The sequence below is a fragment of the Streptomyces sp. NPDC059169 genome, assembly GCF_042755225.1.
In the GTDB taxonomy this organism is placed as follows: domain Bacteria; phylum Actinomycetota; class Actinomycetes; order Streptomycetales; family Streptomycetaceae; genus Streptomyces.
Map to the genome: position 1 here is coordinate 147,759 of NZ_JBHZCF010000002.1, position 26,558 is coordinate 174,316.

The 26,558-nt window shown below is 71.1% G+C and carries 28 protein-coding genes and 1 riboswitch; of the genes, 18 read left to right on the plus strand and 10 right to left on the minus strand.

The window, feature by feature from the left end:
• Positions 1 to 10: 10 nt before the first annotated feature.
• The 3 genes from ACFXOM_RS04515 (at position 11) to ACFXOM_RS04525 (ending at position 2,486) form a co-directional block, all read left to right on the plus strand.
• Positions 11 to 430 carry a DUF5304 domain-containing protein gene (locus tag ACFXOM_RS04515; RefSeq protein ID WP_384930136.1) on the plus strand — a complete coding sequence of 140 codons (420 nt, stop codon included), beginning with the start codon at positions 11 to 13 and terminating at the stop codon, positions 428 to 430.
• A gap of 61 nt (positions 431 to 491) precedes the next feature.
• Positions 492 to 1,433, plus strand: a complete 942-nt coding sequence (locus ACFXOM_RS04520; RefSeq protein ID WP_384930134.1) for an ROK family glucokinase — start codon at positions 492 to 494, stop codon at positions 1,431 to 1,433.
• Between the two features lie 267 nt (positions 1,434 to 1,700).
• Positions 1,701 to 2,486 (plus strand): endonuclease/exonuclease/phosphatase family protein, encoded by a 786-nt coding sequence (locus tag ACFXOM_RS04525; protein ID WP_384930132.1) that lies wholly within the window; start codon positions 1,701 to 1,703, stop codon positions 2,484 to 2,486.
• Positions 2,487 to 2,623: 137 nt separating this feature from the next.
• Here the strand turns inward: ACFXOM_RS04525 and ACFXOM_RS04530 are convergent, their stop codons facing one another.
• Entirely contained in the window at positions 2,624 to 3,235 is a 612-nt protein-coding gene (locus tag ACFXOM_RS04530; RefSeq protein ID WP_384930130.1) for a hypothetical protein, read from the minus strand.
• A complete protein-coding gene (locus ACFXOM_RS04535) occupies positions 3,228 to 4,031 on the minus strand; it encodes an alpha/beta hydrolase (RefSeq protein ID WP_384930128.1) in 804 nt (267 codons plus the stop codon). Before ACFXOM_RS04535 ends, ACFXOM_RS04530 begins: the two co-directional genes overlap by 8 nt.
• 244 nt (positions 4,032 to 4,275) lie before the next feature.
• On the opposite strand from ACFXOM_RS04535, the gene ACFXOM_RS04540 reads away from it, so the two are divergent.
• The 4 genes from ACFXOM_RS04540 to ACFXOM_RS04555 all read left to right on the plus strand — a co-directional run bounded on the left by ACFXOM_RS04540 (position 4,276) and on the right by ACFXOM_RS04555 (position 8,102).
• A complete protein-coding gene (locus tag ACFXOM_RS04540) occupies positions 4,276 to 5,016 on the plus strand; it encodes a lysophospholipid acyltransferase family protein (RefSeq protein ID WP_384930125.1) in 741 nt (246 codons plus the stop codon).
• Between the two features lie 25 nt (positions 5,017 to 5,041).
• Complete coding sequence (gene macS / locus ACFXOM_RS04545) at positions 5,042 to 6,262, plus strand: MacS family sensor histidine kinase (RefSeq protein ID WP_384930123.1); 1,221 nt, start codon at positions 5,042 to 5,044, stop codon at positions 6,260 to 6,262.
• On the plus strand, positions 6,259 to 6,939 hold the full coding sequence (locus tag ACFXOM_RS04550; RefSeq protein ID WP_384944296.1) for a response regulator: 681 nt from the start codon (positions 6,259 to 6,261) through the stop codon (positions 6,937 to 6,939). The genes macS and ACFXOM_RS04550 overlap by 4 nt, the downstream gene beginning before the upstream one ends.
• A 134-nt stretch (positions 6,940 to 7,073) precedes the next feature.
• The gene (locus tag ACFXOM_RS04555; RefSeq protein ID WP_384930117.1) at positions 7,074 to 8,102 is read left to right on the plus strand and encodes a 6-phosphofructokinase; all 1,029 of its coding nucleotides are present in this window, start codon (positions 7,074 to 7,076) and stop codon (positions 8,100 to 8,102) included.
• Positions 8,103 to 8,289: 187 nt separating this feature from the next.
• Here the strand turns inward: ACFXOM_RS04555 and ACFXOM_RS04560 are convergent, their stop codons facing one another.
• A complete protein-coding gene (locus ACFXOM_RS04560; protein ID WP_384930114.1) occupies positions 8,290 to 10,245 on the minus strand; it encodes an anthranilate synthase family protein in 1,956 nt (651 codons plus the stop codon).
• 253 nt (positions 10,246 to 10,498) lie between these two features.
• The gene (locus ACFXOM_RS04565; RefSeq protein ID WP_384930112.1) at positions 10,499 to 11,032 is read right to left on the minus strand and encodes a hypothetical protein; all 534 of its coding nucleotides are present in this window, start codon (positions 11,030 to 11,032) and stop codon (positions 10,499 to 10,501) included.
• A 215-nt stretch (positions 11,033 to 11,247) separates the two neighbouring features.
• Between ACFXOM_RS04565 and ACFXOM_RS04570 the strand changes: the two genes are divergently transcribed.
• Together ACFXOM_RS04570 and ACFXOM_RS04575 are read left to right on the plus strand one after the other, a co-directional pair.
• The gene (locus ACFXOM_RS04570; protein ID WP_384930110.1) at positions 11,248 to 12,600 is read left to right on the plus strand and encodes a class II 3-deoxy-7-phosphoheptulonate synthase; all 1,353 of its coding nucleotides are present in this window, start codon (positions 11,248 to 11,250) and stop codon (positions 12,598 to 12,600) included.
• A 156-nt stretch (positions 12,601 to 12,756) separates the two neighbouring features.
• On the plus strand, positions 12,757 to 13,017 hold the full coding sequence (locus tag ACFXOM_RS04575) for a bacterioferritin-associated ferredoxin (RefSeq protein ID WP_384930108.1): 261 nt from the start codon (positions 12,757 to 12,759) through the stop codon (positions 13,015 to 13,017).
• Between the two features lie 73 nt (positions 13,018 to 13,090).
• Here the strand turns inward: ACFXOM_RS04575 and bfr are convergent, their stop codons facing one another.
• On the minus strand, positions 13,091 to 13,570 hold the full coding sequence (gene bfr / locus ACFXOM_RS04580) for a bacterioferritin (RefSeq protein WP_384930105.1): 480 nt from the start codon (positions 13,568 to 13,570) through the stop codon (positions 13,091 to 13,093).
• Between the two features lie 149 nt (positions 13,571 to 13,719).
• On the opposite strand from bfr, the gene ACFXOM_RS04585 reads away from it, so the two are divergent.
• Complete coding sequence (locus ACFXOM_RS04585) at positions 13,720 to 14,352, plus strand: sulfite oxidase-like oxidoreductase (RefSeq protein WP_384930102.1); 633 nt, start codon at positions 13,720 to 13,722, stop codon at positions 14,350 to 14,352.
• 49 nt (positions 14,353 to 14,401) lie between these two features.
• Here ACFXOM_RS04585 and ACFXOM_RS04590 read toward each other — a convergent pair whose 3' ends face one another.
• From ACFXOM_RS04590 to thiO, 5 genes are all read right to left on the minus strand, one after another.
• Complete coding sequence (locus ACFXOM_RS04590; RefSeq protein ID WP_384930100.1) at positions 14,402 to 15,256, minus strand: deoxyribonuclease IV; 855 nt, start codon at positions 15,254 to 15,256, stop codon at positions 14,402 to 14,404.
• A gap of 6 nt (positions 15,257 to 15,262) precedes the next feature.
• A complete protein-coding gene (pknB, locus tag ACFXOM_RS04595) occupies positions 15,263 to 17,173 on the minus strand; it encodes a Stk1 family PASTA domain-containing Ser/Thr kinase (RefSeq protein ID WP_384930098.1) in 1,911 nt (636 codons plus the stop codon).
• A 111-nt stretch (positions 17,174 to 17,284) separates the two neighbouring features.
• Positions 17,285 to 18,079, minus strand: a complete 795-nt coding sequence (locus ACFXOM_RS04600; protein WP_384930095.1) for a thiazole synthase — start codon at positions 18,077 to 18,079, stop codon at positions 17,285 to 17,287.
• A 5-nt stretch (positions 18,080 to 18,084) separates the two neighbouring features.
• Positions 18,085 to 18,285, minus strand: a complete 201-nt coding sequence (thiS, locus tag ACFXOM_RS04605; RefSeq protein ID WP_384930092.1) for a sulfur carrier protein ThiS — start codon at positions 18,283 to 18,285, stop codon at positions 18,085 to 18,087.
• Entirely contained in the window at positions 18,282 to 19,445 is a 1,164-nt protein-coding gene (thiO, locus tag ACFXOM_RS04610; protein ID WP_384930090.1) for a glycine oxidase ThiO, read from the minus strand. The genes thiS and thiO overlap by 4 nt, the downstream gene beginning before the upstream one ends.
• Positions 19,443 to 19,556: riboswitch (TPP riboswitch) on the minus strand. (Overlaps the previous gene by 3 nt.)
• A 52-nt stretch (positions 19,557 to 19,608) precedes the next feature.
• Here thiO and ACFXOM_RS04615 point away from each other — a divergent pair.
• The 8 genes from ACFXOM_RS04615 to ACFXOM_RS04650 all read left to right on the plus strand — a co-directional run bounded on the left by ACFXOM_RS04615 (position 19,609) and on the right by ACFXOM_RS04650 (position 26,493).
• Positions 19,609 to 19,950, plus strand: coding sequence for a hypothetical protein (locus ACFXOM_RS04615; protein WP_384930087.1), 342 nt, complete (start codon positions 19,609 to 19,611; stop codon positions 19,948 to 19,950).
• 91 nt (positions 19,951 to 20,041) lie between these two features.
• On the plus strand, positions 20,042 to 21,229 hold the full coding sequence (locus tag ACFXOM_RS04620) for an NAD(P)/FAD-dependent oxidoreductase (protein WP_384930361.1): 1,188 nt from the start codon (positions 20,042 to 20,044) through the stop codon (positions 21,227 to 21,229).
• Positions 21,230 to 21,272: 43 nt separating this feature from the next.
• Positions 21,273 to 21,638 carry an Rv2175c family DNA-binding protein gene (locus tag ACFXOM_RS04625; protein ID WP_384930085.1) on the plus strand — a complete coding sequence of 122 codons (366 nt, stop codon included), beginning with the start codon at positions 21,273 to 21,275 and terminating at the stop codon, positions 21,636 to 21,638.
• A gap of 113 nt (positions 21,639 to 21,751) precedes the next feature.
• Complete coding sequence (gene thiE, locus ACFXOM_RS04630; RefSeq protein ID WP_384930083.1) at positions 21,752 to 22,414, plus strand: thiamine phosphate synthase; 663 nt, start codon at positions 21,752 to 21,754, stop codon at positions 22,412 to 22,414.
• A gap of 64 nt (positions 22,415 to 22,478) precedes the next feature.
• Positions 22,479 to 23,396, plus strand: coding sequence for a methylenetetrahydrofolate reductase [NAD(P)H] (metF, locus tag ACFXOM_RS04635; protein ID WP_384930080.1), 918 nt, complete (start codon positions 22,479 to 22,481; stop codon positions 23,394 to 23,396).
• A gap of 51 nt (positions 23,397 to 23,447) precedes the next feature.
• Positions 23,448 to 24,338 (plus strand): hypothetical protein, encoded by an 891-nt coding sequence (locus ACFXOM_RS04640; RefSeq protein WP_384930078.1) that lies wholly within the window; start codon positions 23,448 to 23,450, stop codon positions 24,336 to 24,338.
• Between the two features lie 809 nt (positions 24,339 to 25,147).
• Positions 25,148 to 26,071 carry a DUF6192 family protein gene (locus ACFXOM_RS04645; protein ID WP_385036936.1) on the plus strand — a complete coding sequence of 308 codons (924 nt, stop codon included), beginning with the start codon at positions 25,148 to 25,150 and terminating at the stop codon, positions 26,069 to 26,071.
• A gap of 2 nt (positions 26,072 to 26,073) precedes the next feature.
• Positions 26,074 to 26,493 (plus strand): RacP protein, encoded by a 420-nt coding sequence (locus tag ACFXOM_RS04650; RefSeq protein ID WP_385036938.1) that lies wholly within the window; start codon positions 26,074 to 26,076, stop codon positions 26,491 to 26,493.
• The last annotated feature ends 65 nt before the right edge of the window (positions 26,494 to 26,558 follow it).

The window sequence follows — 26,558 nt, forward strand, 5'->3', positions numbered from 1 at the left end:
GGAGTGCGCCATGAGCGATGCCACCGAGCGTCCCGACGCAGATGCCTGGGCCGAGGCTTGCGCCGAGGACCTCCGGGCGGAGCAGGCCCGCCGGCGTGAGCAGTACGAGCACCGGACCGGTTCGGCCGGCGAGGAGCTGCGCAAGCTCCTCGACGCGGTGGCCGACAAGGTGTCGTCGCTGCAGAACCCCCTGCTGGGAGCGGCGGCGCAGAACACCGTGCAGCAGCTGATCGGCCAGGCCAAGGCGGCCGTCGAGCCGGTCGTGGAGCGCAACCCACAGGTCTTCGACCATCTTGCGTCGGCCGGGAACGAACTGCTGGCCGCGTACCGCGCCGCCGTCCAGGGCCACGAGCGGCGCTGGACCCGCGACGAGGCCCCGGGCCGACGGGACGAAGGACCCGGCCCCGGCGAGAAGATCGATCTGGACTGAAGCCGGGACTCCCTCCGGTACGGTTGGCACTAGCGGGGCTCGACCGAAAACTGAGGGACACATGGGACTCACCATCGGCGTCGACATCGGCGGTACCAAGATCGCGGCGGGCGTGGTCGACGACGCGGGCACCATTCTCGAGACGCACACGGTGCCCACTCCGCCGACCCCTGACGCGATCGTGGACGCGATCTCCTCTGCCGTCACCGCAGCCGGTAAGGGGCACTCCATCGAAGCGGTCGGCATCGGCGCTGCCGGCTACGTGGACGAGAAGCGTGCCACCGTGCTCTTCGCACCGAACATCGACTGGAGGCACGAGCCGCTCAAGGACAAGGTCGAGCAGCGGGTCGGCCTCCCCGTCGTGGTGGAGAACGATGCGAACGCCGCGGCATGGGGCGAGTACCGCTTCGGTGCAGGTCAGGGCCATGAGGACGTCATCTGCATCACGCTCGGAACGGGCCTTGGCGGCGGCATCATCATCGGCAACAAGCTGCGCCGCGGACGCTTCGGCGTGGCCGCGGAGTTCGGGCACATCCGGATGGTTCCGGACGGCCTGCTGTGCGGTTGCGGCAGCCAGGGCTGCTGGGAGCAGTACGCTTCGGGGCGCGCGCTCGTCCGGTACGCCCGCCAGCGCGCCCGCGCGACCCCCGAGAACGCCAAACTCCTGCTCGGCCTCGGAGACGGCACCGCCGACGGCATCGAGGGCAGGCACGTCAGCGCGGCCGCCCGTGAGGGCGACAAGGTGGCCATCGATTCCTTCCGCGAGCTGGCCCGCTGGGCCGGCGCGGGGCTGGCCGACCTGGCTTCGCTCTTCGACCCCTCGGCGTTCATCGTCGGAGGCGGTGTGTCGGACGAGGGCGAGCTGGTCCTCGACCCGATCCGCAAGTCCTTCCGCCGCTGGTTGATCGGAGCCCAGTACCGACCGCACGCCCAGGTGCTCGCGGCCCAGCTCGGGAACAAGGCCGGCCTGGTGGGCGCGGCCGACCTGGCCCGCCAGGGCTGACGCCGGCGCTCCTCTCGTGCCCGCCGGGGCCCTCGGGTCGCGGCGGGCACCCGTGCGTCCGCGGCACGGTCGCTGCGGGCGGGGCCCTGCTCGGCAGCGTCCCGGGCGTCCGGCCCACCTCGGCCCCGCGGACGGGCGGGACTTCCCCGGTGACCCGCGGCTTCCGCCGAGCGGTGGCCGCGCGCCCCCGGACCCGGCGCACGGCACGGTGCGCCGCCGCGGTGTCGGGCCCGGAGTGCGGGACACCACCCCGATATCTTGGGACACATGGTGACGTCCGCGACGAATCCGCTGCCCAACTCCCGAACCGAGCCGGACGGTTCGGCGGTGGTCCGGGTCCTGAGCTACAACATCCGCTCGATGCGCGACGACGAGGACGCCCTCGCCCGGGTGATCCGGGCGTGCCGACCGGACATCGTGTTCGTGCAGGAGGCCCCCCGCTTCTTCCGGTGGCGCAAGCACGCGGCACGACTGGCGGCCAAGAGTGAACTGGTGGTGCTGGGCGGTGGAGCCACCGCCGCAGGCCCGCTGCTCATGTGCTCGTTGCGGGCCACCGTCGAACGCGCGGAGGACGTTCTGCTGCCGCTGACGCCGGGGCTGCACCGCCGTGGTTTCGCCACCGCGGTCGTTCGGGTCGCAGGTACCCGCTTCGGATTGCTCAGCTGCCATCTGAGCCTGCAGAGCGAGGAGCGCTACGCCCAGACGGGGATGCTGCTCGACTGCCTCGACGGGATGGGCGTGCCCTGCGCGGTGGCTGCCGGTGACATCAACGACCAGCCGGACGGGCGCAGCTTTCGGCGGCTGGCGAGCGAACTGCAGGACTGTTGGGCCGTCCGTCCCTGGGGCGCTGAGTACACCTCGACCCCGGTCGATCCGCACCAGCGGATCGACGCGATCTTCGCGACCAAACGCATCGAGGTCCTCGGCTGTGGCGTGCCGCTGGGTCTGCCGGGCGTGGGCCGGGCCGATCTGGTAGCGGCCACGGACCACCTGCCCGTACTTGCGGCGCTCAGGATCCCCGCGGCCGCAGCGCAGGGGGGCGGGGTGCTCTGACGTCGAGGGGCGGGCGCAAGCAGCCCCGCCGCGACGGGCACCGCCCGCGACCGTGGGGACCGGTGTGCACACGGGACCGGCGCCGCCCGGACGCCCCCCTGGCCGGGCCGCGCAGTCGGCCGGTGGTGCCCGGTCCGTCAGACCACCGCGCCCCGTCCCGGGTCGTCGTCCTCGTCGTCCCCGTGCGGCATCCGCGCCACGAGGGTGACGAAGCCGCCCAGGAAGCCGCCCACGCAGAGTGTGGTGAGCCACCAGGTCATGTCCCACTGCAGGAGCACGGCGAGCAGGAGCAGCACCGGGCCGCCGATGACCGCCAGCCAGGCGAACTTCGCGGTCGCGTCCGCCTCGGGCAGCGGCGGGGGCTCCGGCGGTACGAAATGGCCCTCGTCGTCGAGGTCGTCGTCCCCGGCAGCGGCGACTTCGTAGTCGCGCGGCCCCGACCCTGTGCCCGGGCCGACACCCGGGGCGAACACGATGGAGCTGCCCAGCGGCTTCCCCTGCCCGGGTGCACCGTCCGCGTCGTCCGCACCGTCCGCGTCTTCTGCGTCGTCCTCTTCGTGCCTGCTCCCGCGAGCATCTGAGCGGCTGGTCTTCTCCAGGCCCGCGAGGTCCTCCACCGACTTGAACGGCCTCGCTCCGGGCGGATCCACGGGCTCCTCCCCATAGCCCGCGACGATGGCGGCCCAGGCGGCCTCCTCGTCGATGGGCTGCGGCTCCCGGTCCCGGTCCGCGTCGTGCTGCTCAGCCACCTGTCGTGCTCCCTCCCCTCGCCTCCGCGGGGACATCCGTCTCTCCGGCACCCGGAGCGAGCCTGCCGATGAAGGCGTAGCTCTCCTCGAAGATCCGCTCCGCATCATGGTCCAACGTCGCCACGTGGTAGCTCTGTTCCAGCAGGACCTCGCGGACGTCCGACGAGGACACGCGGCCGAGGATCCTGGCGGAGTCGACGGGCGGGACGACATGGTCCTGGGGGCTGTGCAGCAGCAGCAACGGCTGGGTCACCTGCGGCAGCTCACCGTCGACCAGCCGGAGGAAGTTCCGCAGGGAGTGCGCCGCGTGGAGCGGCACCCGGTCGTAGCCGAGTTCCTCCACGCCCTCCTTGGCGATGTCGCTGGCGATGCCCTTGGTGGAGCGGACCACGTGCCGGACCACCGGGAGGGCCCGGGCCGCGGCTCCGTGCATCTTGTTCGCGGGGTTGACCAGGACGACGCCACTGATCGCGTCGCCGTGCTTGGCGGCGAGCCGGAGGGTCAGCGCCCCGCCCATGGAGAGTCCGCAGACGAAGACCCGGCTGCACCGGTCGCTCAGTGCCCGCAGCTCGCGGTCCACTTCCGCGTACCAGTCCTGCCAGCCGGTCAGCTGCATGTCCTGCCAGCGGGTGCCGTGGCCGGGCAGCAGCGGGAGCGACACGGTCAGTCCACGCTCCGCCAGATACTCCGCCCACGGGCGCAGCGACTGCGGGGAACCGGTGAATCCGTGACAGAGAAGGACGCCGACCTCGCCACCGTCGTGGCGGTACGGCTCGGCTCCAGGAAGGACCGGCACCGGGGGCTCCTGTTCGTGAGGGTGCGGATGGGGGACGAGCAGGGAAAGCGAGCAGAACGGCAGGGGACGGAGCCTCGTCGCGCGAGGCCCGGTCCGAGATGCCTTCACCGTACGCGACCGGGCTGACACCGACCAGGGTCGACGGCCACCTGACAGGGCACCGGGGGAGGGAGGGCGGGCCCCGCAGGCGTTAAGGTCTTTCCGACGGGACACCAGGAAGGCATTCGAGTTGATCTACGGCGCAATGAAGTTCTCCATCGGAGGGTCGCTGAAGCTCGCCTTCCGCCCGTGGGTGGAGGGACTGGAGAACATTCCCGCCGAAGGGCCGGCGATCCTTGCGAGCAACCACTTGTCCTTCTCGGACTCCTTCTTCCTGCCCGCCGTGCTGGACCGCAAGGTCACCTTCATCGCCAAGGCCGAGTACTTCACCTCGCCCGGTGTGAAGGGCAGGCTCACGGCTGCCTTCTTCAAGGGGGTCGGCCAGCTGCCGGTGGACCGCTCCGGTGCCCGCGGCGCCGGCGAAGCGGCCGTCAAGAGCGGTATCGAGGTCATCGAGCGCGGTGAGTTGTTCGGCATCTACCCGGAGGGCACCCGCTCGCCCGACGGCCGCCTCTACCGGGGGAAGCCGGGGGGCCTCGCGCGCGTGGCGCTCGCGACCGGCGCACCGGTGATCCCCGTCGCGATGATCGACACCGAGAAGATCCAGCCGCCGGGCAAGGTCGTTCCCAGGCTGATGCGTCCCGGCATCAGGATCGGCAAGCCGCTGGACTTCAGCCGCTACCACGGCATGGAGCACGACCGCTTCATCCTGCGTTCGGTGACCGACGAGGTCATGTACGAGATCATGAAGCTCTCCGGCCAGGAGTACGTCGACATCTACGCCACGGCCGCGAAGCGCCAGATCGCGGAGGAGAAGGCGGCTGCGGAGAAGGCCGCGAAGGAAGCGGCCAAGGCCGAGAAGGCCGAGCGGAACGACGCCCAGTAGCGTCGTCCGACCGGGGGGTGTGGCCATGGCCAGGCGCGAGCGCGTCGTCCGCATGTCGGTCGAACTGCCGCTGTGGCGTGCGCTGACGGCGTACCGCCTCCTGACGATGGTCTACGCGGTGCTGCTCTTCGTCTTCGCCCGCCACGAGTTCGAGCGCCCCTGGGTGGCGGTGGGCTTCCTCGCTGTCCTGGTCGTGTGGACCCTCGCGACGCTGCCGCGGGTGGTGAACGCCGCCGCCTGCACCAAGCCGTTCCTCGTCGCGGACCTCGCCGTCGCGCTCGCGGGCATCCTGCTCACACCGCTCGCCGACCAGCAGGCGCAGACCGTCGACAGCCCGACCCTGCCCAGCATATGGACGGCCGGTTCGGTCCTCGCCTACGCGATCAAGGGCGGTTGGCGCTGGGCGGGATTCGCCTCCTCCCTGGTGGCCGTCGCCAACATCATCGAGCGCGGCGAACCCAGCAGGGACACCTTCCACAACGTCCTGCTGGTGTGGGTCGCCTCCATAGGGATCGGCTACGTCGTGGAGGTCGCCCGCGCCTCCGAGCGCACCCTGGCCCGTGCCCTGGAGATCGAGGCCGCCACCCGGGAGAGGGAACGGCTGGCCCGTGGCATCCACGACAGCGTGCTGCAGGTCCTGGCCATGGTGCAGCGCCGCGGCACCGCCATGGGCGGTGAGGCCGCGGAGCTCGGCCGGATGGCGGGCGAACAGGAGGTCGCCCTACGGACACTGGTGGCCGGTGGCCTGGTGCCCGGCTCGCGGGTGTCGGAGGACGAGAGTCAGGGCGCGGTCGTGCGACTCGTCGACGAACCGGATGACGATCCGACCGCGGAGGCCGCGGAACGGCCCCGTGACCTGCGTCCGCTGCTGTCCGCGCACGCGGGATCGCTGGTGACGCTGTCCGAGCCGGGCGCCCCGGTACTGCTGCCCGCCGCCGTCGCGGGGGAACTCGCGGCCGCGGTCGGCGCCGCCCTGGACAACGTGCGCCGGCACGCCGGTGACGGCGCCCGGGCCTGGATCCTGGTCGAGGACTGGCCCGACGAGGTGATCGTGACGGTCCGGGACGACGGCCCCGGCATCCCGGAGGGACGGCTCGCGCAGGCTGAGGGAGAGGGCCGGCTCGGTGTCGCGCTCTCCATCCGCGGCCGGCTCAGGGACGTCGGAGGCACGGCGGAGCTGATCTCGGTGCCGGGGCAGGGCACGGAAGTCGAACTGAAGGTCCCACGGGGGAAGGCGGAGCGATGACGGAGAGCGCGCAGGTACCGATCCGGGTCATGGTCGTGGACGACCACCCGATGTGGCGGGACGCGGTCGCCCGTGACCTGGAGGCGTCCGGCTGCGACGTGGTGGCGACCGCGGGCGACGGACCTCAAGCGGTGCGGCGGGCCAAGGCCGCCGCACCCGACGTGCTCGTCCTCGACCTGAACCTGCCGGGGATGCCCGGCGTCCAGGTCTGCAAGGAACTCGTCGGATCGAACCCGGCCCTGCGGGTCCTCGTGCTGTCGGCGAGCGGCGAACACGCCGACGTGCTGGAGGCGGTGAAGTCCGGGGCGACCGGCTACCTGCTGAAGTCGGCCAGTACGCAGGAGCTGATCGACGCCGTGCGGCGCACCGCCGACGGGGACCCGGTCTTCACCCCCGGCCTGGCCGGTCTGGTGCTCGGGGAGTACCGGCGGCTGGCCACCGAGCCGGTGCCGGCGGCCGGGCCCGACGAGCCGAAGGCACCACAGCTCACCGAACGGGAGACCGAGGTGCTGCGGTTGGTGGCCAAGGGGCTCTCGTACAAGCAGATCGCCGAGCGGCTCGTCATCTCGCACCGCACCGTTCAGAACCACGTGCAGAACACCCTGGGCAAGCTCCAGCTCCACAACCGGGTGGAGCTCGTGCGATACGCCATCGAGCGCGGTCTCGACGACGCGTGACTCGTACGAGTGAATGAGAACGCGTCAAACACCGCAAGAACTTACGGAATTCGCCCTGTGCGTCGTCCCGAAGTGACCTGGGTCACTACTAGCGTGGCCCCGCCATGTCACCACGGACGTCGAAGGGACCTTCCATGCGGGTCGGAGTACTGACCGGGGGCGGCGACTGCCCCGGCCTCAACGCGGTCATCCGCGGCATCGTCCGCAAGGGCGTGCAGGAGTACGGATACGAGTTCACCGGCTACCGGGACGGCTGGCGCGGTCCGCTGGAGGGCCACACGGCGCGATTGGACATCCCCGCCGTGCGCGGCATCCTGCCGCGTGGCGGCACCATCCTCGGCTCCTCGCGGACCAACCCCCTGAAGGCGGAGGACGGGATCCGCCGGATCAAGGACACCCTCGCCAAACACGAGGTGGAGGCGCTGATCGCGATCGGCGGCGAGGACACCCTGGGAGTCGCCGCCCGGCTCTCGGGCGAGTACGGGGTCAACTGCGTGGGCGTCCCCAAGACCATCGACAACGACCTGTCCGCCACGGACTACACCTTCGGCTTCGACACCGCGGTGGGCATCGCGACGGAAGCCATCGACCGACTGCACACCACCGCCGAATCGCACATGCGGGTCCTGGTCGTCGAAGTGATGGGCCGTCATGCGGGTTGGATCGCCCTGCACTCCGGACTCGCCGGCGGGGCGAACGTCATCCTCATCCCGGAACAGCGCTTCGACCTCGACCAGGTGTGTGCCTGGGTCACCTCCCGCTTCCGCGCCTCCTACGCACCGATCGTGGTGGTCGCGGAGGGCGCGATGCCCAAGGACGGCGAGATGGTCCTCAAGGACAAGTCGCTGGACTCGTTCGGGCACGTCCGGCTGTCGGGGGTGGGCGAGTGGCTCGCCGTGGAGATCGAGAAGCGCACCGGCAAGGAGGCGAGGACGACCGTTCTCGGACACGTCCAGCGCGGTGGCACGCCCAGCGCCTTCGACCGGTGGCTCGCCACCCGCTTCGGGCTCCACGCCGTCGACGCCGTGCGTGACGGTGACTACGGGAAGATGGTCGCCCTGCGCGGAACGGACATCGTCCGGGTGCCCATCGCCGAGGCCACCGCGAAGCTGAAGACGGTGGACCCGGCGTTGTACCAGGAGGTCGGGGTGTTCTTCGGCTGAGCCGGGCCCCGTCCGAGCGGCCCGTTGCGGCCCGGCGGTGCGCGCCGGCGCCGCCGGGACGCTCGTGCCCGGCGGGGCCGGGGGCTCCCGCGGAGCCCCGGCACCCGGAAGCGGCGGTTGCGGGCCCCTCCGGCAATTCCTTGGAGGAGCCCGCGCCCGCGGCCTGCGCCCGCGTTCACGAACGCGCCTACGACGGCACCACCGTCCTGAGCAGTCCCCGCACGATCTCCGGCCCGCGCAGCGTGAGCACGGACTCCGGGTGGAACTGGATCCCGGCGAAGCCACCGCCCCGCAGCGCGTGCACCTCCCCGGTTTCCGGGTCCCTGCTGATCTCGACCCCCCGCGCGGCGAGGTCCGTCGCCGCCCGCTCGTCACACACCGCGGTGAAGCTGTTGTAGAACCCCACCGTCTCCCGGACGCCGAACAGGTCGATCGGCACCTGGGCGCCCTGGAACGGCGTCCGCTTGCGGGCGACGCCCAGCCCGAGTTCCGCGGCGATCAGCTCGTGTCCGAGGCACACTCCGAGCAGGCCGTGTCCTGCCGGGAGAGCGGCGGGCCCGGCGACGGCACGGACCCGCAGCAAGTCGGCGGTGAGCGAGCGGAGGAAGCGCATCTTCGGGTCAGCCGTGTCGCGCGGATCACCGGGGCCCGGCCCCAGGACCACCGGACCCCGGTGCGTCAGCGCGGCCTCCCGCACCCCCGGGTCGTCGTACCGGCGCACGGTGACCCCGAGGCCCGCCCCGCGCAGCAGGTGGGCGAGCATCGCGGTGAACGTGTCCTCGCCGTCCACCACCAGTGCGTGACCGCTGACCTCGTCCGGCAGGGACTGCAACTTCAGCCAGAACGGCGCGAGATCCGCCCTCCGGGCGTCCAGCGCGGCCCGTACCCGGGGGTCGTCGGCCAGCCGCGACCGCGGCGCCGCGGCCGGCCCCGGCGCCGGGCGTACCCCCAGCGCGGCGAGGACGGCCGCGGCCTTGGCGTGCGTCTCCGCCACTTCCGACCGCGGATCCGAGTGGCGGACGAGCGTCGCGCCGACCGGGACGCGCAGACCGCCCGTCGCCGAGATGTCGGCGGTGCGGATCAGGATCGGGGAGTCCAGGGTCTGCGCACCGGCCCGGTCCCGGCCGACGAGCGCCAGGGCTCCCGCGTAGTAGCCGCGACCGGACGGTTCGTATCGTTCGATGACCCGGCAGGCGTTCTGCACGGGCGATCCGGTGACGGTCGCCGCGAACATGGTCTCCTTGAGCACCTCGCGCACGTCGAGCGAGGAGCGCCCGCGCAACTCGTACTCGGTGTGCGCGAGATGGGCCATCTCCTTGAGGCGCGGCCCGATCACCACGCCCCCTTTGTCGCCGACCGTGCACATCATCTTCAGCTCCTCGTCGACGACCATCGACAGCTCGTCGGTCTCCTTGCGGTCGGCGAGGAAGTCCAGCAGTCCCTCCGGCGAGGGTCCGTCCGCCGGGTAGCGGTAGGTGCCGCTGATCGGGTTCATCACGACGGTGCCCCCCGACATCCGCACGTGCACCTCGGGGCTCGCGCCGACCAGCGTGCGCCCGGCCGTCCCGTGGCGGGAGGAGCCTTCGCCGTGCTGTCCGTCACCGTCCCCGGTGTGGACGACGAAGGTCCAGTAGGCGCCGCGCTCCCCGGCGAGCAGCCTCCGGAACAGGGCCAGCGCGTCGGCCCGCCCGAAGCCGGGGATCTCGCCCGTGAACGTCCGCCGGATCACGAAGTTCGCGCCCTCGCCCCGCCCGATCTCGTCCTCGACGACCCGCCGTACGGTCTGTGCGTACTCCTCGTCGTCGATGTCGAAGCGGCCCTCCTCGACGTGCACCTCGTGGGCCGGCAGCAGCTCGAGCGCCTCGGCCAGCGACACTTCGTGGGTCTCTTCGGCGACCAGCACGGACAGGGGGGTGCCGTCGTCCTGCACGTCGAAGCCGCGCTCCCTGATCTGCCGGAACGGCACCAGGGCGAGGCTCGGGAGGTCACCGACGGCGACGTCGGCGAGCCTTTCCACTTCGCGGACCCGGCCCACCAGCACTTCGACGGTGTCGTGGTCGCGGCCCGGGGTGCGCCTGCGCAGCAGGGCGAAGGACGGGCAGCCGTCGGCACCGGCGTCCAGCAGTCTGCTGATGATGTGCATCCGTGGGTTCCTTCCGTGGGGAGGAACGGCCGTGGACACGGGAAGAAAAGGCCGCCCCTCGGGCGGCCTTCGCGGTGATCGTTCAGTGGGTACGCGCGATGGAGTGGGCCGCCGGTCCAGCGGGCCACCACCAGTTCTGGTTGATCTGCGCGTACATGCGAGGCACCTTAGCCGACGCGGGCCGGGCGCGCCCGTCCGCCTCCCGTCGGGACCTTCAGATCCCGACGGGAGGACGCGGCGTAAGGGGACCGGGTCAGTAGAACGAGACCACGGCGGAGACCACGAACTGCAGCCCGAGGCCCACCACGAGGACTCCGACCGCACCGGCGAACAGCAGGAGCACGTAGCGGTCCGGGGCCGGGGCGGAGCCGCGCCGTGCCAGCGCACTCAGCCAGAGGCCGCCCACCACCCCGGGAAAGACGAGGATGGTGGCGTAGGTGGCGTACTTGACGAACTCCACGGCCGAGGGCTCGAACGCCATGCCTCCGGCCAGCCGCACCTCGACCCGCGTGCCGGCCGGATAGCTGCTCTCCGCGCCGCGCAGCACCACGTCCTCGGGGTGCGCCGGCGAGCCCGCCGCGGTGTAGGCCCCCTCGCAGTCGACGCCGAGCAGACTGCCCTCGTGGTCGTAGCTGTCGAAGCATTCGGTCACGGTGACCGTCCCGTCGGGCGGGCCCGCTCCGGTGACCGCGGTCAGCCGGGTTCCGAAGAGCAGCCAGACCGCCCACACACACGCTCCGACGCAGACGAGTGCCCCGGCTGTCGCAGCCGCTCGTGCTCCCCGCACGACGCTATCCGTCCTGGTAGTGGTTCAAGCCCGACCCCCAAAGTCCCCGCAGAGCGTAACGGAGTGGGCGGCCGTGGGGCTCCCCCCGTCCCGGCGGTCCCGGGGCCCCGCCCACCTCCGCCGCCGCGGCCGGGTGATCACGGGCCCGGGTGCAGTTCGTCTCATCACGTGAGCAGCTGTCTGGACAGGCCGTGGAACCACGTAATGTTGTGGAGGTGACCGTGAACGCTAAGTCCACCTCCAACGGTGGCAACACCTGGCGAAACCTGCCCGCGGCGCAGCAGCCCGAGTACCCCGATGCCGAGGCTCTGCGCGATGTGATCGCGGACCTCGAGTCGTATCCGCCGCTCGTCTTCGCGGGCGAGTGCGACCAGCTGCGCGCCCGGATGGGAGCCGTCGCCAGGGGCGAGGCGTTCCTCCTTCAGGGTGGCGACTGCGCCGAGGCCTTCGACGCCGTGTCCGCCGACCACATCCGCAACAAGCTCAAGACCCTGCTCCAGATGGGTGCGGTGCTCACCTACGCCGCGTCCGTGCCGGTCGTGAAGGTCGGCCGGATCGCCGGGCAGTACTCCAAGCCCCGCTCGAAGCCGACCGAGACCCGTGACGGTGTGACGCTCCCGACCTACCGGGGCGACTCCGTCAACGGCTTCGACTTCACCGAGGAGGCCAGGGTCCCGGACCCGGAGCGGCTGAAGCGGATGTACCACGCGTCCGCGTCGACGCTGAACCTGGTGCGCGCCTTCACCACCGGCGGTTACGCCGACCTCCGCCAGGTGCACGCCTGGAACCAGGACTTCGTGAAGTCGTCCCCGTCGGGACAGCGCTACGAGCAGCTCGCCCGGGAGATCGACAACGCGCTGCACTTCATGAAGGCCTGCGGTACCGATCCGGCGGAGTTCCGCACCGTCGAGTTCTACTCCTCGCACGAAGCCCTGCTGCTGGACTACGAGTCGGCGCTGACCCGCGTGGACTCGCGCACCGGCCGGCTGTACGACGTCTCCGGCCACATGGTGTGGATCGGCGAGCGCACCCGGCAGCTGGACGGTGCCCACGTCGAGTTCGCGTCGAGGATCCGCAATCCGATCGGCATCAAGCTCGGCCCGACGACGACGGTCGACGAGGCCCTGCAGTACGTCGACCGGCTCGACCCGGAGCGCGAGCCCGGCCGGCTGACCTTCATCGTCCGCATGGGTGCGGACAAGGTCCGGGACCGGCTCCCGGAGCTGGTGGAGAAGGTGACGGCGTCCGGTGCGACGGTGGCATGGGTGACCGACCCCATGCACGGAAACACCTTCGAGGCGGCCTCCGGCCACAAGACGCGCCGCTTCGACGACGTGCTCGACGAGGTCAAGGGCTTCTTCGAGGTCCACAAGGCGCTCGGCACCCACCCGGGAGGCATCCACGTGGAGCTGACCGGCGACGATGTCACCGAGTGCGTGGGCGGCGGCGACGAGATCTTCGTCGACGACCTGCACCAGCGCTACGAGACGGCGTGTGACCCCCGGCTGAACCGGAGCCAGTCGCTCGACCTGGCGTTCCTGGTGGCGGAGATGTACCGCGACCAGTGATCGCGCAGTCATGCGGGTGGGGCGCGGATCGATGTGATCCGCGCCCCACCGTCGTTTCCGGGCTTTCACGAAGGAAGGGCGCCAGGTAAGGTTAGGTTAGCCTCACCGATCAATCGGGGCGGCGCCACTGATCGATCCCGTCCGGGAGGTGACCGCGTGTACGTCTGCTCGTGCTTCGGCATCACGGAGAAGCAGGTCAAGGAGCACGCGGAAGCGGGCGCCTGCACCCCACGCCAGATCGCGTCGGCATCCAAGGCCGGCACCGACTGCGGATCATGTGTGCGTCGCATCCAGGGCATTCTCGGCCGTGGTGCCTGCCCCCGTCGTGAGCTGCTCGAACAGGGCGGCGGGGCCGCCGTGCTTTCCGCCACGGACTCCGGCGCGGCGACCCGGCCGGCGCTCGGCGAAGCGGCCTGACCGTCTCCCATCCGGAGCCGACCGACGTCATCGAGGGCGACGGCAGCCCCTCCGCGCCCGTGGGTGGCGTCGGCTAGCTCTTCGGCTGCTCGATCAGCTGCGCGATGTAGAGCGGTTCGCCGAGCTTCTCGACCAGCTCCAGCTGGGTGTCGAGGTAGTCGATGTGGTGTTCCTCGTCGGCCAGGATCGCCTCGAAGATGTTCGCCGACGTGATGTCGCCCTTGTTGCGCATGACCTCGATGCCGCGCCTGAGGCGGTCGATGGCCTCGACCTCGATCTGCCGGTCCGCCTGGAACATCTCGGTGACCGTCTGCCCCACCCTGACGTGGAAGAGCCGTTGGTAGTTCGGCAGCCCCTCCAGGAACAGGATCCGGTCCGTGAGGATCTCGGCGTGCTTCATCTCGTCGAAGGACTCGGCGCGGGTGTACGTGGCCAGCTTCGTCCAGCCGAAGTTCTCCTGCATCTTGGCGTGCAGGAAGTACTGGTTGATCGCGGTCAATTCGGCGGTCAGCTGCTCGTTCAGGAACTCGATGACCTCGGGGTCGCCCTGCATCGCAGAGGCTCCTTCCGCGTGACTGGCAGATGCGCGCATCCTCGCACCGTGATCGGGAGCCGTCCAGTAAGTGCCTCCTTAGTATGAGTTGCCCGTATCGGGCTGGGCCTGGTCATGACCACCCCTCTCGGTCTGTCACCATTGAGGGCATGGGGCAGCCGGAGAGCCGGGAACACCGAGCAGCAGAGCAGTCCGTGCTTCCTCCGGGGCAACGGCTGCAGCGTGGCTGGCCCGTCACCCACTACGGGCCCGTTCCCCGGTTCAAGCCGGACCGCTGGGAGTTCCGGGTCTTCGGCGCCACGGCGGACGGTGACAAGCGCTGCTGGAACCACGAGGAATTCTCCGCGCTGCCGTTCTCGACGGTCGTGGCCGATCTGCACTGCGTGACGAAATTCAGCATGGTGGGGGCCGAATGGGGTGGGGTGCCCGCACGCACGCTGGTGGAGCTGGCTCCGCCGGCCCCCGCCGTCACCCATGTCATGGTCTGGGCCGAGTACGGCTACAGCGCCAACGTGCGGCTCGCCGACTTCCTCTCCGAGCGCACGATCTTCGCGACCCACATGGACGGTGAGCTGCTCACCGCCGAACACGGTTTCCCGCTCAGGCTGGTCGTCCCCCACCTGTACGCCTGGAAGGGGCCGAAGTGGGTACGGGGCGTGGAGTACATGACCACCGACCGCCGGGGCTTCTGGGAGGAGCGGGGCTACCACAACCTCGGCGACCCCTGGCGAGAGCAGCGCTACTCCTACCAGGAGGAGCCGGGTGACGGACCGGAGTGCTAGGGCCCGGAAGCCGCCGGACCGCGGCCCGGACCCGTAGCACCCCGGCTTCTCAGTGCGTGCGCAGCCGTTTGAGCAACGCAACGTCGGCCGCGTACCTGTCCTGCGGGCCGGGCGTCTCGATGACCAGCGGCACGCCCTCGGTCGCCGGGTGCGTCATCAGCGCCCGGAACGGCTCCGCGCCGATGTGACCGGCGCCGATGTTCGCGTGACGGTCCTTGCGCGCCCCCGTCACGTCCTTGGAGTCGTTGGCGTGGATCAGCTTCAGCCGCCCTTCGCCGACGGCGTCCACCAGCAGGTCCAGGGTCCGGTGCGCCCCGCCGTCGGCGGCCAGGTCGTGGCCGGCCGCGAAGACGTGGCAGGTGTCCAGGCAGATCCCGAGTCGGGGGTGCGAGTCCAGCGCCTCGAAGTACGGGCCGAAGTCCCGGGTCGTCGAGCAGAGCGAGAAACCCTGCCCTGCGGTGGACTCCAGGAGCAGCAAGGGGTCGTCGTCGTGGGTCAGCTCGTCGAGCAGGGGCAGCATGTGCGCCCGGACCTGGGCGAGGGCGTCCTCGCGCGGTCGTCCGTTCGTCGCCGATCCGGTGTGGACGACCACGCCGAGTGCTCCGATTTCCCGGCCGCGGCGCAGTGAGTGGCGCAGCGACGCCACGGACCGCTCGACGGTCGCCTCCGTGTGCGAGCCGAAGTTGATCAGGTACGGGGCGTGGACGTACACCGGGATGTCCTCGGCCGCGCACTCCGCGCGGAACAGGTCGTCCTGCCCCGGGTTCCCGGGCGGTGTCGCCCAGCCGCGCGGATTGGCGACGAAGACCTGGACGACCTCGGCTCCGATCTCGCGCGCGTACGTCAGACCGGTCTTGGCGAGGCCGCCGGCCACGGGGACGTGGGCGCCGACGGGATTGCGCATCGGGATCTACAGCCCCTTGGTCGTGAGAGTGATCGTGCTGCCTTCGGGAGCCTCGTCACCACCGGTGACGGACTGCTTCTCGACGGTGTTGCCGAGGAACGGGAAGCCCCGCTCGACCTTGACCTTGAAGCCAGCCCGCTCCAGCTTCCGCCGTGCGTCGTCCACGTCGTCACCGGTGACGTCGGGGACCTCCACCATCCGCGGGCCCTTGGAGACGGTCAGGGTGACGGTATCGCCCTTGGCGGCCCGTTTGCCTGCGGCGGGGGACTGACCGGCGACGGTGCCCGCCTCCTCGGGGGAGTTCACCTGCTCGGTGGCCACCCGCACCTTGAACCCCGCGTCCCGGAGCGTGCTGGTGGCGTCGTCGACGGACTCTCCCGCCAGGTCCGGGACGTCGATCGGGGCGCCCCGACTGACGACGAGCGCGACCGCCGAGTCCGGCCGGCGCCCGGTGCCCGCCTCCGGATCCGAGCCGATGACCGTGCCCTGGTCGAACTCCTTGCTGAACTCCCTGGTGACCACTCCCGGTGCGAGACCGACCTTCCGCAGGGCGGCCACGGCGTCGGCGAGCGGTTCCCCCTCCAGGTCGGGGACCTTGACGATCTCGGGGCCTCGGGAGATGACGAGGGTGACGGAGCCGTTGTCACGGATCCGCTTGCCGGGAGCGGGGTCGACGTTCATGACCGTTCCCCGCTCGTACGCGTCGCTGAAACCCTTCTCGGTGTGCTTCACGTCGAGACCGGCATCGGCGAGCCGTTTCTTGGCCGCGGCCTCGGTTTGGCCGAGGACCGCCGGTACGCGGGTGAACTGACCTGAGTTGATGTACCAGATTCCGGTGCCCACGCCGAGGAGCAGCAGCGCGGCGACGACGGTCGCGAGGACCCCGCGGCGCGGTCGCGGTCGCGGGTGGGGCGCCGCTGCGCCCTGCGGCACGGGCGGCATCTCCAGCCGGCTGGTGTGCCCCGCGGCTTCCGCCTCGGTGGGCAGCGGCCGGGGGATCACGCTCGTCCGGTCGCCTGAGCCGTCGTGCTCGGTGTTCCTGGCCTGCGGCGGTACGGCGTCGAGCTGGTCGTCGCCGAGCGCGGCCCGGGTCTCGCGGGTCCGTGCGAGCAGCGCCACGGCGTCGTGCGGGCGCAGCTCGGGAGCGCGGGCGGTGGCGCTCGCCACCAGGGCGTCCAGCTCCGGGGCGAGCCCGGGGGCGGCGTCGGAGGGCGGCGGCACGTCCTCGTTGAGGTGCTGGTACAGCACCTGGGCCGGGGTGTCGCCGGAGTGCGGCTTGGCGCCGGTGAGCATCTCGTACAGGACCACGCCGCAGGCGTAGACGTCGGCGCGGGTGTCCGCCGAGCCCGACTCGATCTGCTCGGGCGCGAGGTAGGAGACGGTTCCCAGGACGCCCCCCGTGGTGCTCGTCACGGACCCGACGGCCCGGACCAGCCCGAAGTCCGCGACCTTCACCCGGCCGTCGTCGCCTATGAGCACGTTCTCCGGCTTCATGTCCCGGTGGACGAAACCGGCCCGGTGTGCGGCGCCGAGCGCGGCGAGCACGGGCTCCAGGATGTCCAGGGCCGCCCGCGGCTGCAGGGCGCCGCGCTCGCGCAGCACGTCGCGCAGGGTGCACCCGGCGACGTACTCCATCGCCAGGTAGACGTACGCCCCCTCGGCGCCCTGGTCGAACACCCCCACCACGTTCGGGTGCGAGAGCCGTGCGACGGACTTCGCCTCCCGGATGAACCGCTCCACGAAGGAGACGTCCGTCGCGAGCGCCGGATGCATCACCTTGAGCGCGAGCACCCGGTCCAGCCGGGTGTCCACGGCCCGGTAGACCGTGGCCATCCCGCCGACGGCGATGCGCGCATCGACGCGGTAACGGCCGTCGAGCACCTGCCCGACGAGGGGGTCCTGAAGCGTCGTATCCACGCAGGTGAGTGTACGAGCCGGCCCGGGTGCCCCGGGTCCCTCGGGCCCGCTCCGGCCCCGGACTGCAGCCCAGCTGTGACGTGCGGGGGGTGGCCGGGCCCGGGGGACCGCTCAGAACGCCGGGCGCTCGGGATCCAGGGCCGCACGTCCCTCGACCGGCGACGACGCCTCGGCGAAGTGGCGGCGGGGGATGCGCCCGGCGCGCCGGGCGAGCCTGCCGGCCTCGACCGCGTGGCGCATCGACTCGGCCATCAGCACCGGTTCCTGCGCCCGGGTGACGGCTGACGCGAGCATGACTGCTGAGCAGCCCAGCTCCATCGCCAGTGCCGCGTCCGAAGCGGTGCCCGCGCCCGCGTCCAGGATCACCGGCACGCCCGCCTGCTCGACGATCAGCTGGAAGTTGTGCGGGTTGCGGATGCCGAGGCCGGAGCCGATCGGCGAGCCGAGGGGCATGATCGCGGCGCAGCCGACGTCCTCCAGCTTCCGGGCCAGGACCGGGTCGTCGTTGGTGTACGGCAGCACGGTGAAACCGTCGTCGACCAGCACCTCAGCGGCGTCCAGCAGCTCCACCGGGTCGGGCAGCAGGGTTCGCTCGTCCGCCACGACCTCCAGCTTGATCCAGCCGGTCCCGAGGGCCTCGCGGGCGAGCCGTGCGGTCAGCACCGCCTCCCCCGCGGTGAAGCAGCCCGCGGTGTTCGGCAGGACCTGGATGCCGAGGCGGTCCAGCACGGACAGCACCGAACCCTGCACGGTCGGGTCCAGGCGGCGCATCGCCACCGTCGTCAGCTCCGTGCCGCTCGCGACGAGTGCGCGTTCCAGTACGTCGAGGCTGGGCGCCCCGCCCGTCCCCATGATCAGCCGGGACGAGAACTCCGTGCCGCCCAGGACGAAACGGTCGTCGGCCATGGCGGTCACCCTCCCTGGACGGCGGTGAGGACCTCGACCCGGTCGCCGTCGCCGAGGAGCGTGCCCTCCCACTGGCCGCGCGGGACGACCGCCTCGTTCACCGCGGCGGCGACCCCGGTGGGCGCGGCGGTGAGCGTGGCGACCAGCGCGGCGAGCGTCGTGCCCGTCGCGAGGTCCCGCGGTTCTCCGTTCACGGACACGGTCATGCGGAGGACTCCTGACGGACGGGGGAGAAGCGGCGGGGGGTGAAGGGGCGGGCCTCCTCGGGGAGTTCGCCGGTGACCAGGGTGTGGGCCAGGACGTCGCCGGTGATCGGCGTGAGCAGGACACCGTTGCGGTAGTGCCCGGTGGCGAGCATCAGGCCGGGCAGTTCCGTCGGGCCGAGCAGCGGCGCGTTGTCCGGTGAGCCGGGCCGCAGTCCCGCGCGGGTCTCGGTGAGCGGCAACTCGGTGATGCCGGGCACCAGCTCGTGGGCGTCACGCAGCAGTTGGTACACCCCACCGGCAGTGACGGTCGTGTCCCATCCGAGCTCCTCGCTCGTCGCGCCGACGACCAACTCGCCGTTCTCGCGGGGCACGAGGTAGACGTGACTGCCGCGCACCACGGCCCGCACCGTACGCGACAGGAACGGGGCGTACGCGGGTGGCACCGTCAGCCGCACCACCTGCCCCTTCACCGGGCGCACCGGCGGCACTGCCTCCTCGGGCACACCGGACAGCCGGCCGCTCAGACTCCCCGCTGCCAGCACCACCTGGTCCGCGGCGAGCTCCGTCCCGTCGGCGAGTACGGCTCCGGCGGCCCGGTCCCGCACCACCGCGAGCCGGTCCACCCGGGTGCGGTGCACCGTCACCCCGGCCCGTTCGCACGCCGCGACCAGTGCTTTCGCCAGCCGCCTGGGATCGATCTGGTGATCGCCGTCGACCCGCAGGCCGCCGCGAACACCGGGCGCCAGCATCGGCTCCAGCCGCCGGCACTCGCGTCCGGTGAGCCACTCCGACCCCAGCCCGCACCGCTGTTGCAGGGCGTGCAACTCCTTCAGGTGCGCCCGGTCATCCGCGTCCAAGGCGACGGCGAGGGTCCCGCAGGAGCGGTAGCCCGTCTCCTGCCCGCTCGCCTCCTCGAGCTCGGCCGCGAAGTCCGGGTAGCGCGCCGCGGAGGCGAGGTTGAGGCCCAGCAGGGTTTCCTCGCCGTAGTGGAGTTCCGTGACGGCGGCCAGCATGCCGGCCGCGACCTGGGCCGCCCCTCCGCCTGGACTGGGGTCGGCGAGCGCGGTCGCCAGGCCGTGCTGCGCCGCCCGCCACGCCGTGACGAGACCGATGATTCCGCCCCCGACGACGAGGACGTCCGATGAATGCTCTGGATGCACTGGGCTCCAGACCCTCCCTTCGCCGGCATGACCCGGATCAGGTTCGTACGGTCGGAGGCCGCCCCAGCCTCCCTCTCAGCCCGGTGCGTCCGGGCTCCCGCGAGCAGAGTTACGGTGGCCACCCTAACCCTCGCCGACAACGCGCAGTAAGGGAGCCTTCGCAGTGGTGCGCTCGCTCGACGGACTCGTCCTCTCGCCGGTAGCCGACCAGGCGCCGGGCCAGGTCGGGACCCGTACCCGGTTCACGTACCACGAGCAGGACGGCCGGATCTGGGCCGACTACGCGGGTGGGGACGTGGTCCGCGGCCATCTCGTCGGCACCCGCGAAGGGGACCGGCTGGACTTCCGCTACGTGCAGCTGAAGCAGGACGGGACCACCTCGTCCGGGCACTGCGTCTCCGAGGTGTCCGAGCTCCCCGACGGCCGGGTGCGGTTGGACGAGCGCTGGGCCTGGGAGTCACAGGAGGGCAGTGGCACCAGCGTGGTGGAGCAACTACCGGCCTGACGGTTCGTCATATGGTTAGGGTGGGCCGGTGAACGAGATCGAGCAGAGCGAGCGGCAGTCGCAGCGCCGGGTCGTCATCGTCGGCGCCGGCATGGCCGGCGTGCAGACCGCCGTGGCCCTGCGCGAACAGGGCTTCACCGGCCCCGTGACGCTGATCGGCGCCGAACCGCACCAGCCGTACGACCGGCCGCCGCTCTCCAAGGCCGTCCTCCTCGGCACGGCCGAGGGCTCCGCGCTCGACGTCGACTTCGCCGCCCTCGGGATCGACCTGCAGCTGGGCCGGGAAGTCAGCGGGCTGCGCCCGGCGGAGCACGAGCTCGACACTCCCGAGGGGCCCGTCCCGTACGACGTCCTCGTCATCGCCACCGGTGCCGAGCCCGTGCCCCTGCCCGGCGCCGAGGGCGTTCCCGGCGTCCACCTGCTGCGCACCCTGGACGACGCCGAGCGGCTGCGGCCGGTGCTGGAGCGGAAGCACGACGTCGTGGTCGTCGGAGCCGGCTGGATCGGCGCCGAATTCGCCACCGCCGCACGCGGCGCGGGCTGCGCGGTCACCGTCGTCGAGGCTGCCGACCGCCCGCTCGCGGGCGCCCTGCCCGCCGAGGTCGCCGCGCCGATGGCCCGCTGGTACGCCGAGAGTGGCGCGGAGCTGATCACGAACGCACGCGTGACGGCCGTGGAGCCGGGAGCGGTCGTCCTCGCCGAGGGCACCGGCGCGGTCCGCAGGCTGGCGGCGGGCGCCGTCGTCGTCGGCATCGGCGCCCGCCCGGCGACCCGCTGGCTCGACGGCTCGGGGATCGTGCTGGGCGAGGACGGTTCGATCACCGCGGACGCGGGCCTGCGCACCAGCCTCCCCGACGTTTTCGCCGTCGGGGACTGCGCGTCCTTCCCGTCCGCCCGCTACGGCGAACGGTTGCTCGTCCACCACTGGGACAACGCCCTCCAGGGGCCCCGTACGGTCGCCGCCAACGTGATCGCCGCCGCCGAGGGGGAGCCGCTGCGGACCTACGATCCCGTGCCGTACTTCTGGTCCGAGCAGTTCGGCCGGTTCGTCCAGTACGCGGGACACCACGCGGGCGCCGGGACGCTCGTCCACCGGGGTGATCCAGGCGGGGCCACCTGGTCGGCCGTATGGCTGCGGGACGGCGTTCTGGTCGCCCTGCTGGCCGTCGGCAGGCCCCGGGACCTGGCCCAGGGCCGCAAGCTCATCGAGGTCGGGGCGCACATCGATCCGGAGCGTGCCGCCGACCCGTCCGTCGCTCTTAAGGCGGCAGCTCTCTAGGGCCCGGCTACCGAGTGTCAGTCCGGGATGGCACGCTTGTCCCGTGACCGAGATTGACGCAAAGACCGATGCTCTCGTCCCCGCCTGGCTCCACCTGCCCGACGTCGCGGAAAAGCTCGACGTCGAGGTGACGCGCGTGCGGCAGCTGGTCAAGGAAGGTCAGCTGATCGCCGTGCGCCGCGGTGAGAACCGGACGCTCCAGGTGCCGGCCGCCTTCATCAAGGGCGGCAAGGTGGTCAAGGGCCTCTCCGGGACCCTGACGCTCCTGAAGGACGACGGCTTCACCGACGAAGAGATGCTCGAGTGGCTCTTCACCCCCGACCCCACCCTGCCGGGGACCCCCGCGGAGGCACTCAGCGAGAATCGCGGCACGGAGGTGAAGCGCCGAGCCCAGGCGCTCGCCGTCTGACGTCGTCCTGAGGGACCACCGACGTCCGCACGAAACCACTGGATGCGGTGCACGGACCGGGCCGGGACGCCCGGCACGGTCCGTGCACCGCCGACACCCGGGGGGTAGTACCCATGTCCGCATCCCGCACGCCGCTGTACGGCGCCCGGCTCTACCTCTGCACGGACGCCCGCAAGCGCCAGGGCGACCTTCCGGAGTTCCTGGACGCCGTCCTCTCCTCCGGCGTGGACGTCGTCCAACTGCGCGACAAGGGCATGGAAGCCGGGGAAGAGCTGGAGCACCTCGCGGTCTTCGCGGAGGCGTGCCGTCGCCACGGCGCGCTCCTCGCGGTGAACGACCGGGCCGACGTCGCCCACGCGGCGGGCTCGGACGTGCTGCACCTGGGGCAGGGCGACCTGCCGGTCCCGGCCGCGCGCGCCGTCCTCGGCGAAGGGGTGCTGATCGGCCGGTCGACGCACGCCAGGGAGGAGGTCGACGCCGCCGCCGTCGAGCCCGGCGTCGACTACTTCTGCACCGGTCCCTGCTGGCCCACCCCGACCAAGCCGGGCCGCCACGCTCCCGGCCTCGACCTCGTGCGCTACGCCGCCTCGCTCGGCCGGGACCGCCCCTGGTTCGCCATCGGCGGGATCGACGCCGGCAACCTCGACGAGGTGCTCGACGCCGGTGCGCGCCGCGTCGTCGTGGTCCGGGCGATCACGGAGGCCGACGACCCCGGTGAGGCCGCGGCCCATCTCGCCAAGCGGATACGGACCTACGGCGAACAGGCCGGTGGGTGACCACCCGGTGTCCGATAGGTGGAATGCGGTTGGGTGACCGCCATGCGCTGGATAACCTGCGAGTATGGCCCTCGGTACTGCTTCGACCAGGACGGATCGCGCGCGTACGGTGCGCGAACTGCTTGCCACCGACAGAACGTCGTACTCGTTCGAGTTCTGGGCGCCCAAGACGGAGAAGGGCGAACGGAACCTCTGGAACGCGCTGCGGCGTGTCGAGGCGGTGCAGCCCAACTTCGTCTCGGTGACGTACGGGGCCGGCGGCTCCACCCGCGCCGGAACGGTCAGAGCCACCCAGCAGATCGCCGCCGACACCACCCTCACGCCGGTCGCCCACCTCACCGCGGTCAACCACTCCGTCGCCGAGCTGCGGAACATGATCGGGCAGTACGCCGACGCCGGGATCAGGAACATCCTCGCGGTCCGGGGCGACCCGCCCGGCGATCCGATGGGCGAGTGGATCGAGCATCCCGAGGGCGTGCGGTACGCCGCGGACCTCGTCCGGCTGATCAAGGAGTCGGGCGACTTCTGCGTCGGCGTCGCCGCGTTCCCCGAGATGCACCCCCGATCGACCGACTGGGACACGGACGTCCGCCACTTCGTGGACAAGTGCCGGGCCGGCGCCGATTACGCGATCACTCAGATGTTCTTCCGCCCGGAGGACTACCTGCGGCTGCGTGACGACGCTGCGCGGGCGGGCTGCGAGACACCGATCATCCCGGAGATCATGCCCGTCACCAGCGTGAAGCAGATCGAGCGCTTCGCGCAGCTCAGCAACGCGACCCTCCCCCGTGCGCTGGAACAACGGATCCGCGCCGTCGAGGACGACGCCGCCGCTGTACGCTCGCTTGGCATCGAGTTCGCAACGGAGTTCTGCGCACGGCTGCTCTCCGAGGGTGTCCCCGGGTTGCACTTCATTACGCTCAACAACTCAACGGCAACACTCGAGATCTACGAGAATCTCGGACTGCACCAGCAGTCGTGACCGGCCGAACCCGCCTCATCCCCGGGCGTAGGCCGTAGGAGAGGGGCGGGCATGGCCTGGACGGTGCTCTACATCGCCTTCGGCATCGTCGCGCTGTGGCTGCTCGGCGAGGTGCTGCTGCAGTACAAGGCGCGGCTGCGCTGGCGGCTGGTCGCGTTCGTCGGTTTCCTCGGCGTGGTCGTCGGTGTCCTGCTGCCGAACGTGGTCGTGATCGGGGCGGGAGCCATCACCTTCGCCGTGGGACAGACGTACGTCACCCTCTCCTTCCGGCGCGGCTTCTCCACCGGTTGGGCGCTCGGCGGTAGCCCCGGCTCGAGCCGTCGCCGCAGGTCCGGGGGCGCCGCCGTCACGAAGGAACCCACGCTCGAGGTGACCGACCTGACCTACGAGCCCGGGGGCACCGACGCAACCGAGCCGTCGGCCGCCGAGTCCACGGCCGTCTACGAGCCGCAGCCGCTGCCCGAGGAGACCACGCAGTACGGGGTCTACTCCGAGTCCGTCTTCGGCGGCAGCCAGGGGCTCGACCAGGGCGAGGCCCCCTACGGGAACAGCAGCTACTCCACGGGCTACTCCGACGCGTACTTCCAGAGCCCCGGCTACGAGCAGCCGGCCGCCGCCCATGACACGTTCGCCGGTGCGTACGACTACGGAACGGGGCAACAGCAGTACCCGGGTTATTCCGATCCGTACGGCGCGGGGCAGCCCGGCGAGCCGGAACCGGCCCACGGCTCGTACGACGGCTACGGCGGCCAGCAGTACGCCGACCCGTACGCGACCCAACAGGGGTACAACGAGACCCCGCCCGGAGGCGTCTGGGTACCGCAGCAGCGCGACGGCGACGGGGCGCAGCCCCTGCCGCCCGAGCAGTCGCCGTCCTACGGATACCCCCAGCCCGGCTCCGGCTACGAGGCGGGGTACAACGGCCAGACCTACCGCTACTGAGGTCTCCGGAGGCTGCGGGCAAGGGACACGCGGCCCCGACGCGCGGACGCGGGCTCAGCGCGGTGGCCGCTGCCGTGACCGGCCGCACCGCGCGCCCGAGTGGTACGTCCGGGGCACCTGCCCCCGATCGCGGGACGGACACGGTGGTTGGCCGGGCACCGCGGGTACCCGTCCGTCGAACGGCGGCCCAGCCGAAGCGGCACGTTAGTAGCTGTTTCTAAGCCTCGGTTCTGTGTAGATTTGCGCCCTAGGCTGGGCTGGTGTCCGAGGACGCTGAGAGGGCCGCGGGGAGGGACTGCCGGGCTTGTGGCGAACGGCTGAGGCCGGACATCCGGCCCGGTGCGGTGTTCTGCTCGTCGGTGTGTCGTTCCAGGCAGTGGCGGAAGGAACGGCGACTGCGGAAGCGTCTTGCGGCGGTCCGGGACGAGGCCGGCATGGTGGAGTGTCCGGAGTGCGGGGCCCGCTGGGTGGCGGGTGTCGACCGTCGCTCGGACGCCCGCTTTTGCTCCCGGCGGTGTGTCGTGAGGGCCTGGCGGCGCCGGAAGGATCCGTTCGCAGACAGTTCACAGTGACCACTGAACGAACGCATCCTGCATCCAACTTCGTTCACAGATCGGTCATTTACGGTCAATCATTGTGGATCTTAGGATTTGCGGTCTGACTCTCGGTGACGGATGCGGGCCCTGTCCCGTCACGGCGAAATCCCGTGCCCTGGCCCGCACTTGGGTGGTGAAAGCCATGTCCGAGGAGACCGATAAGGTCGGTGCCGTCAGTCCCGCTATGAGCAGATCGTCGCTGAGCTGCGGGAAGTGGTCGAACAGCAGACACGAGGGCAGTTCACGATCGGTGACCGTGCTCTGGAGATCGAGCCGATGCGTCCTCGCGGCGGTCCTGTCCCGGATGCCGCATGGTCGGTGGAAGTCTCGCTCACCCTGCTCGCCGAAGACATCGGCTTGACGCTGTCGACGCTCAAGAGCGCCCGCTGGGCGGCATCGCGCTGGCCCGCTGATCAGCGCCGGAAAGGGGTGTCGTTCTCGGTCCACAAGGTCTTGGCCGGCATCGAAATCGAGGAAGAACGCTTCGCGGCGATCGACAAACTCCCCGACGGCAAACCCCGCTGGACCGTCGACGACGCCCGGCGCCGGGTCGGCACCCGGGTGGAAACTCCCGTCTCACCGCAGGAGAAGGTCACCGCGATCCACGCACTCGCCCAGGACGACCAGGTCGCCGCGAAGGTGACGGGAGATCTGCTGAAGCGTCCGCAGGTCGCGGCCAAAGTGACACAGACCGACAAGGTCCGGGTGGTGGAAGAATTCACCCGCGACGAGGCGGTCGCGACAACCGCTGCGACCAACCTGCTTCGCAGGCCGGACGTCGCGTTCAAGGCGATGAGCGATGACACCGCTCGCTTCCAGGTCAACCATGCCCAGGCCGAACGCAGTCGGCAAGCCCACGACTACCACGAGCGAACCAGTCCCATCGCGCCGGCGGTCTGGGGCATCGACCGGACAGTGGAGTTCCTGGACCTGGTCACCGCCTGCCACTCGTTCGTCGCCGCAGCCGGCCGCACCGTTCCCGGCCTGCGGGACCGGACCCTCAGCGAGGGCGAACGCGTGATCGTGCACCAGAACGTCGCCAAGGTGAAAGCGACCCTGGACTGGATCGAAACGGCCGTCGACACCGGCAAGGTCGACATGGACGACGAGCTCGACCGCATGCTGAATAGCGAGTGATCATGCCCCGCGCCTCACGGAGAAAGGGAGACGCGGCCAGACGCCATGCCGACACTGTCCGGTTCGTGCTCTTCGAAGCCCGCCCGGCAGGGCTGGACTTCAGCCAGCTCGTCAGAGCCACCGACCTCTCTGCCAAGCAGGTCAGATCCGGAATCGGAGCGTTGAAGGACGAAGCCGCCTCCCGCGGCTGGCCGCCGCTGACCTGGACCCGGGAGGTCGGCTATCAGCTCGGCGCCGACCGGGCCGCGCTCGAAGCATACGAACGGGCCGTCGTCTCGCAAAAACTCAACGAGTTCCGCCGGTTCATCACCGGCACCGTCGCCCCGCACGCAGCTGCCCACCCGAACGACAAGTGGGTCAAACACATCGTCGCCCAGCTCAACTCCATCGAATCCACCCTCGACCTCATCGCCAGCTCCTGACTCCGCGGGGGCCGACCGAGCCTACGCAGGCAAGCTCGTGACCTGGGCAAAGAAGCACCTCAACC

Excerpts from the sequence above, each read along its gene's own strand:
- ACFXOM_RS04515 (WP_384930136.1), top strand. The coding sequence starts at position 11 with ATGAGCGATGCCACCGAGCGTCCCGACGCAGATGCCTGGGCCGAGGCT.
- ACFXOM_RS04520 (WP_384930134.1), top strand. The coding sequence starts at position 492 with ATGGGACTCACCATCGGCGTCGACATCGGCGGTACCAAGATCGCGGCG.
- ACFXOM_RS04525 (WP_384930132.1), top strand. The coding sequence starts at position 1,701 with ATGGTGACGTCCGCGACGAATCCGCTGCCCAACTCCCGAACCGAGCCG.
- ACFXOM_RS04540 (WP_384930125.1), top strand. The coding sequence starts at position 4,276 with ATGAAGTTCTCCATCGGAGGGTCGCTGAAGCTCGCCTTCCGCCCGTGG.
- macS (WP_384930123.1), top strand. The coding sequence starts at position 5,042 with ATGGCCAGGCGCGAGCGCGTCGTCCGCATGTCGGTCGAACTGCCGCTG.
- ACFXOM_RS04550 (WP_384944296.1), top strand. The coding sequence starts at position 6,259 with ATGACGGAGAGCGCGCAGGTACCGATCCGGGTCATGGTCGTGGACGAC.
- ACFXOM_RS04555 (WP_384930117.1), top strand. The coding sequence starts at position 7,074 with ATGCGGGTCGGAGTACTGACCGGGGGCGGCGACTGCCCCGGCCTCAAC.
- ACFXOM_RS04560 (WP_384930114.1), bottom strand. The coding sequence starts at position 10,245 with ATGCACATCATCAGCAGACTGCTGGACGCCGGTGCCGACGGCTGCCCG.
- bfr (WP_384930105.1), bottom strand. The coding sequence starts at position 13,570 with ATGCAGGGCGACCCCGAGGTCATCGAGTTCCTGAACGAGCAGCTGACC.
- ACFXOM_RS04585 (WP_384930102.1), top strand. The coding sequence starts at position 13,720 with ATGGGGCAGCCGGAGAGCCGGGAACACCGAGCAGCAGAGCAGTCCGTG.
- ACFXOM_RS04590 (WP_384930100.1), bottom strand. The coding sequence starts at position 15,256 with ATGCGCAATCCCGTCGGCGCCCACGTCCCCGTGGCCGGCGGCCTCGCC.
- ACFXOM_RS04600 (WP_384930095.1), bottom strand. The coding sequence starts at position 18,079 with ATGGCCGACGACCGTTTCGTCCTGGGCGGCACGGAGTTCTCGTCCCGG.
- thiS (WP_384930092.1), bottom strand. The coding sequence starts at position 18,285 with ATGACCGTGTCCGTGAACGGAGAACCGCGGGACCTCGCGACGGGCACG.
- ACFXOM_RS04620 (WP_384930361.1), top strand. The coding sequence starts at position 20,042 with ATGGCCGGCGTGCAGACCGCCGTGGCCCTGCGCGAACAGGGCTTCACC.
- thiE (WP_384930083.1), top strand. The coding sequence starts at position 21,752 with ATGTCCGCATCCCGCACGCCGCTGTACGGCGCCCGGCTCTACCTCTGC.
- metF (WP_384930080.1), top strand. The coding sequence starts at position 22,479 with ATGGCCCTCGGTACTGCTTCGACCAGGACGGATCGCGCGCGTACGGTG.
- ACFXOM_RS04640 (WP_384930078.1), top strand. The coding sequence starts at position 23,448 with ATGGCCTGGACGGTGCTCTACATCGCCTTCGGCATCGTCGCGCTGTGG.
- ACFXOM_RS04650 (WP_385036938.1), top strand. The coding sequence starts at position 26,074 with ATGCCCCGCGCCTCACGGAGAAAGGGAGACGCGGCCAGACGCCATGCC.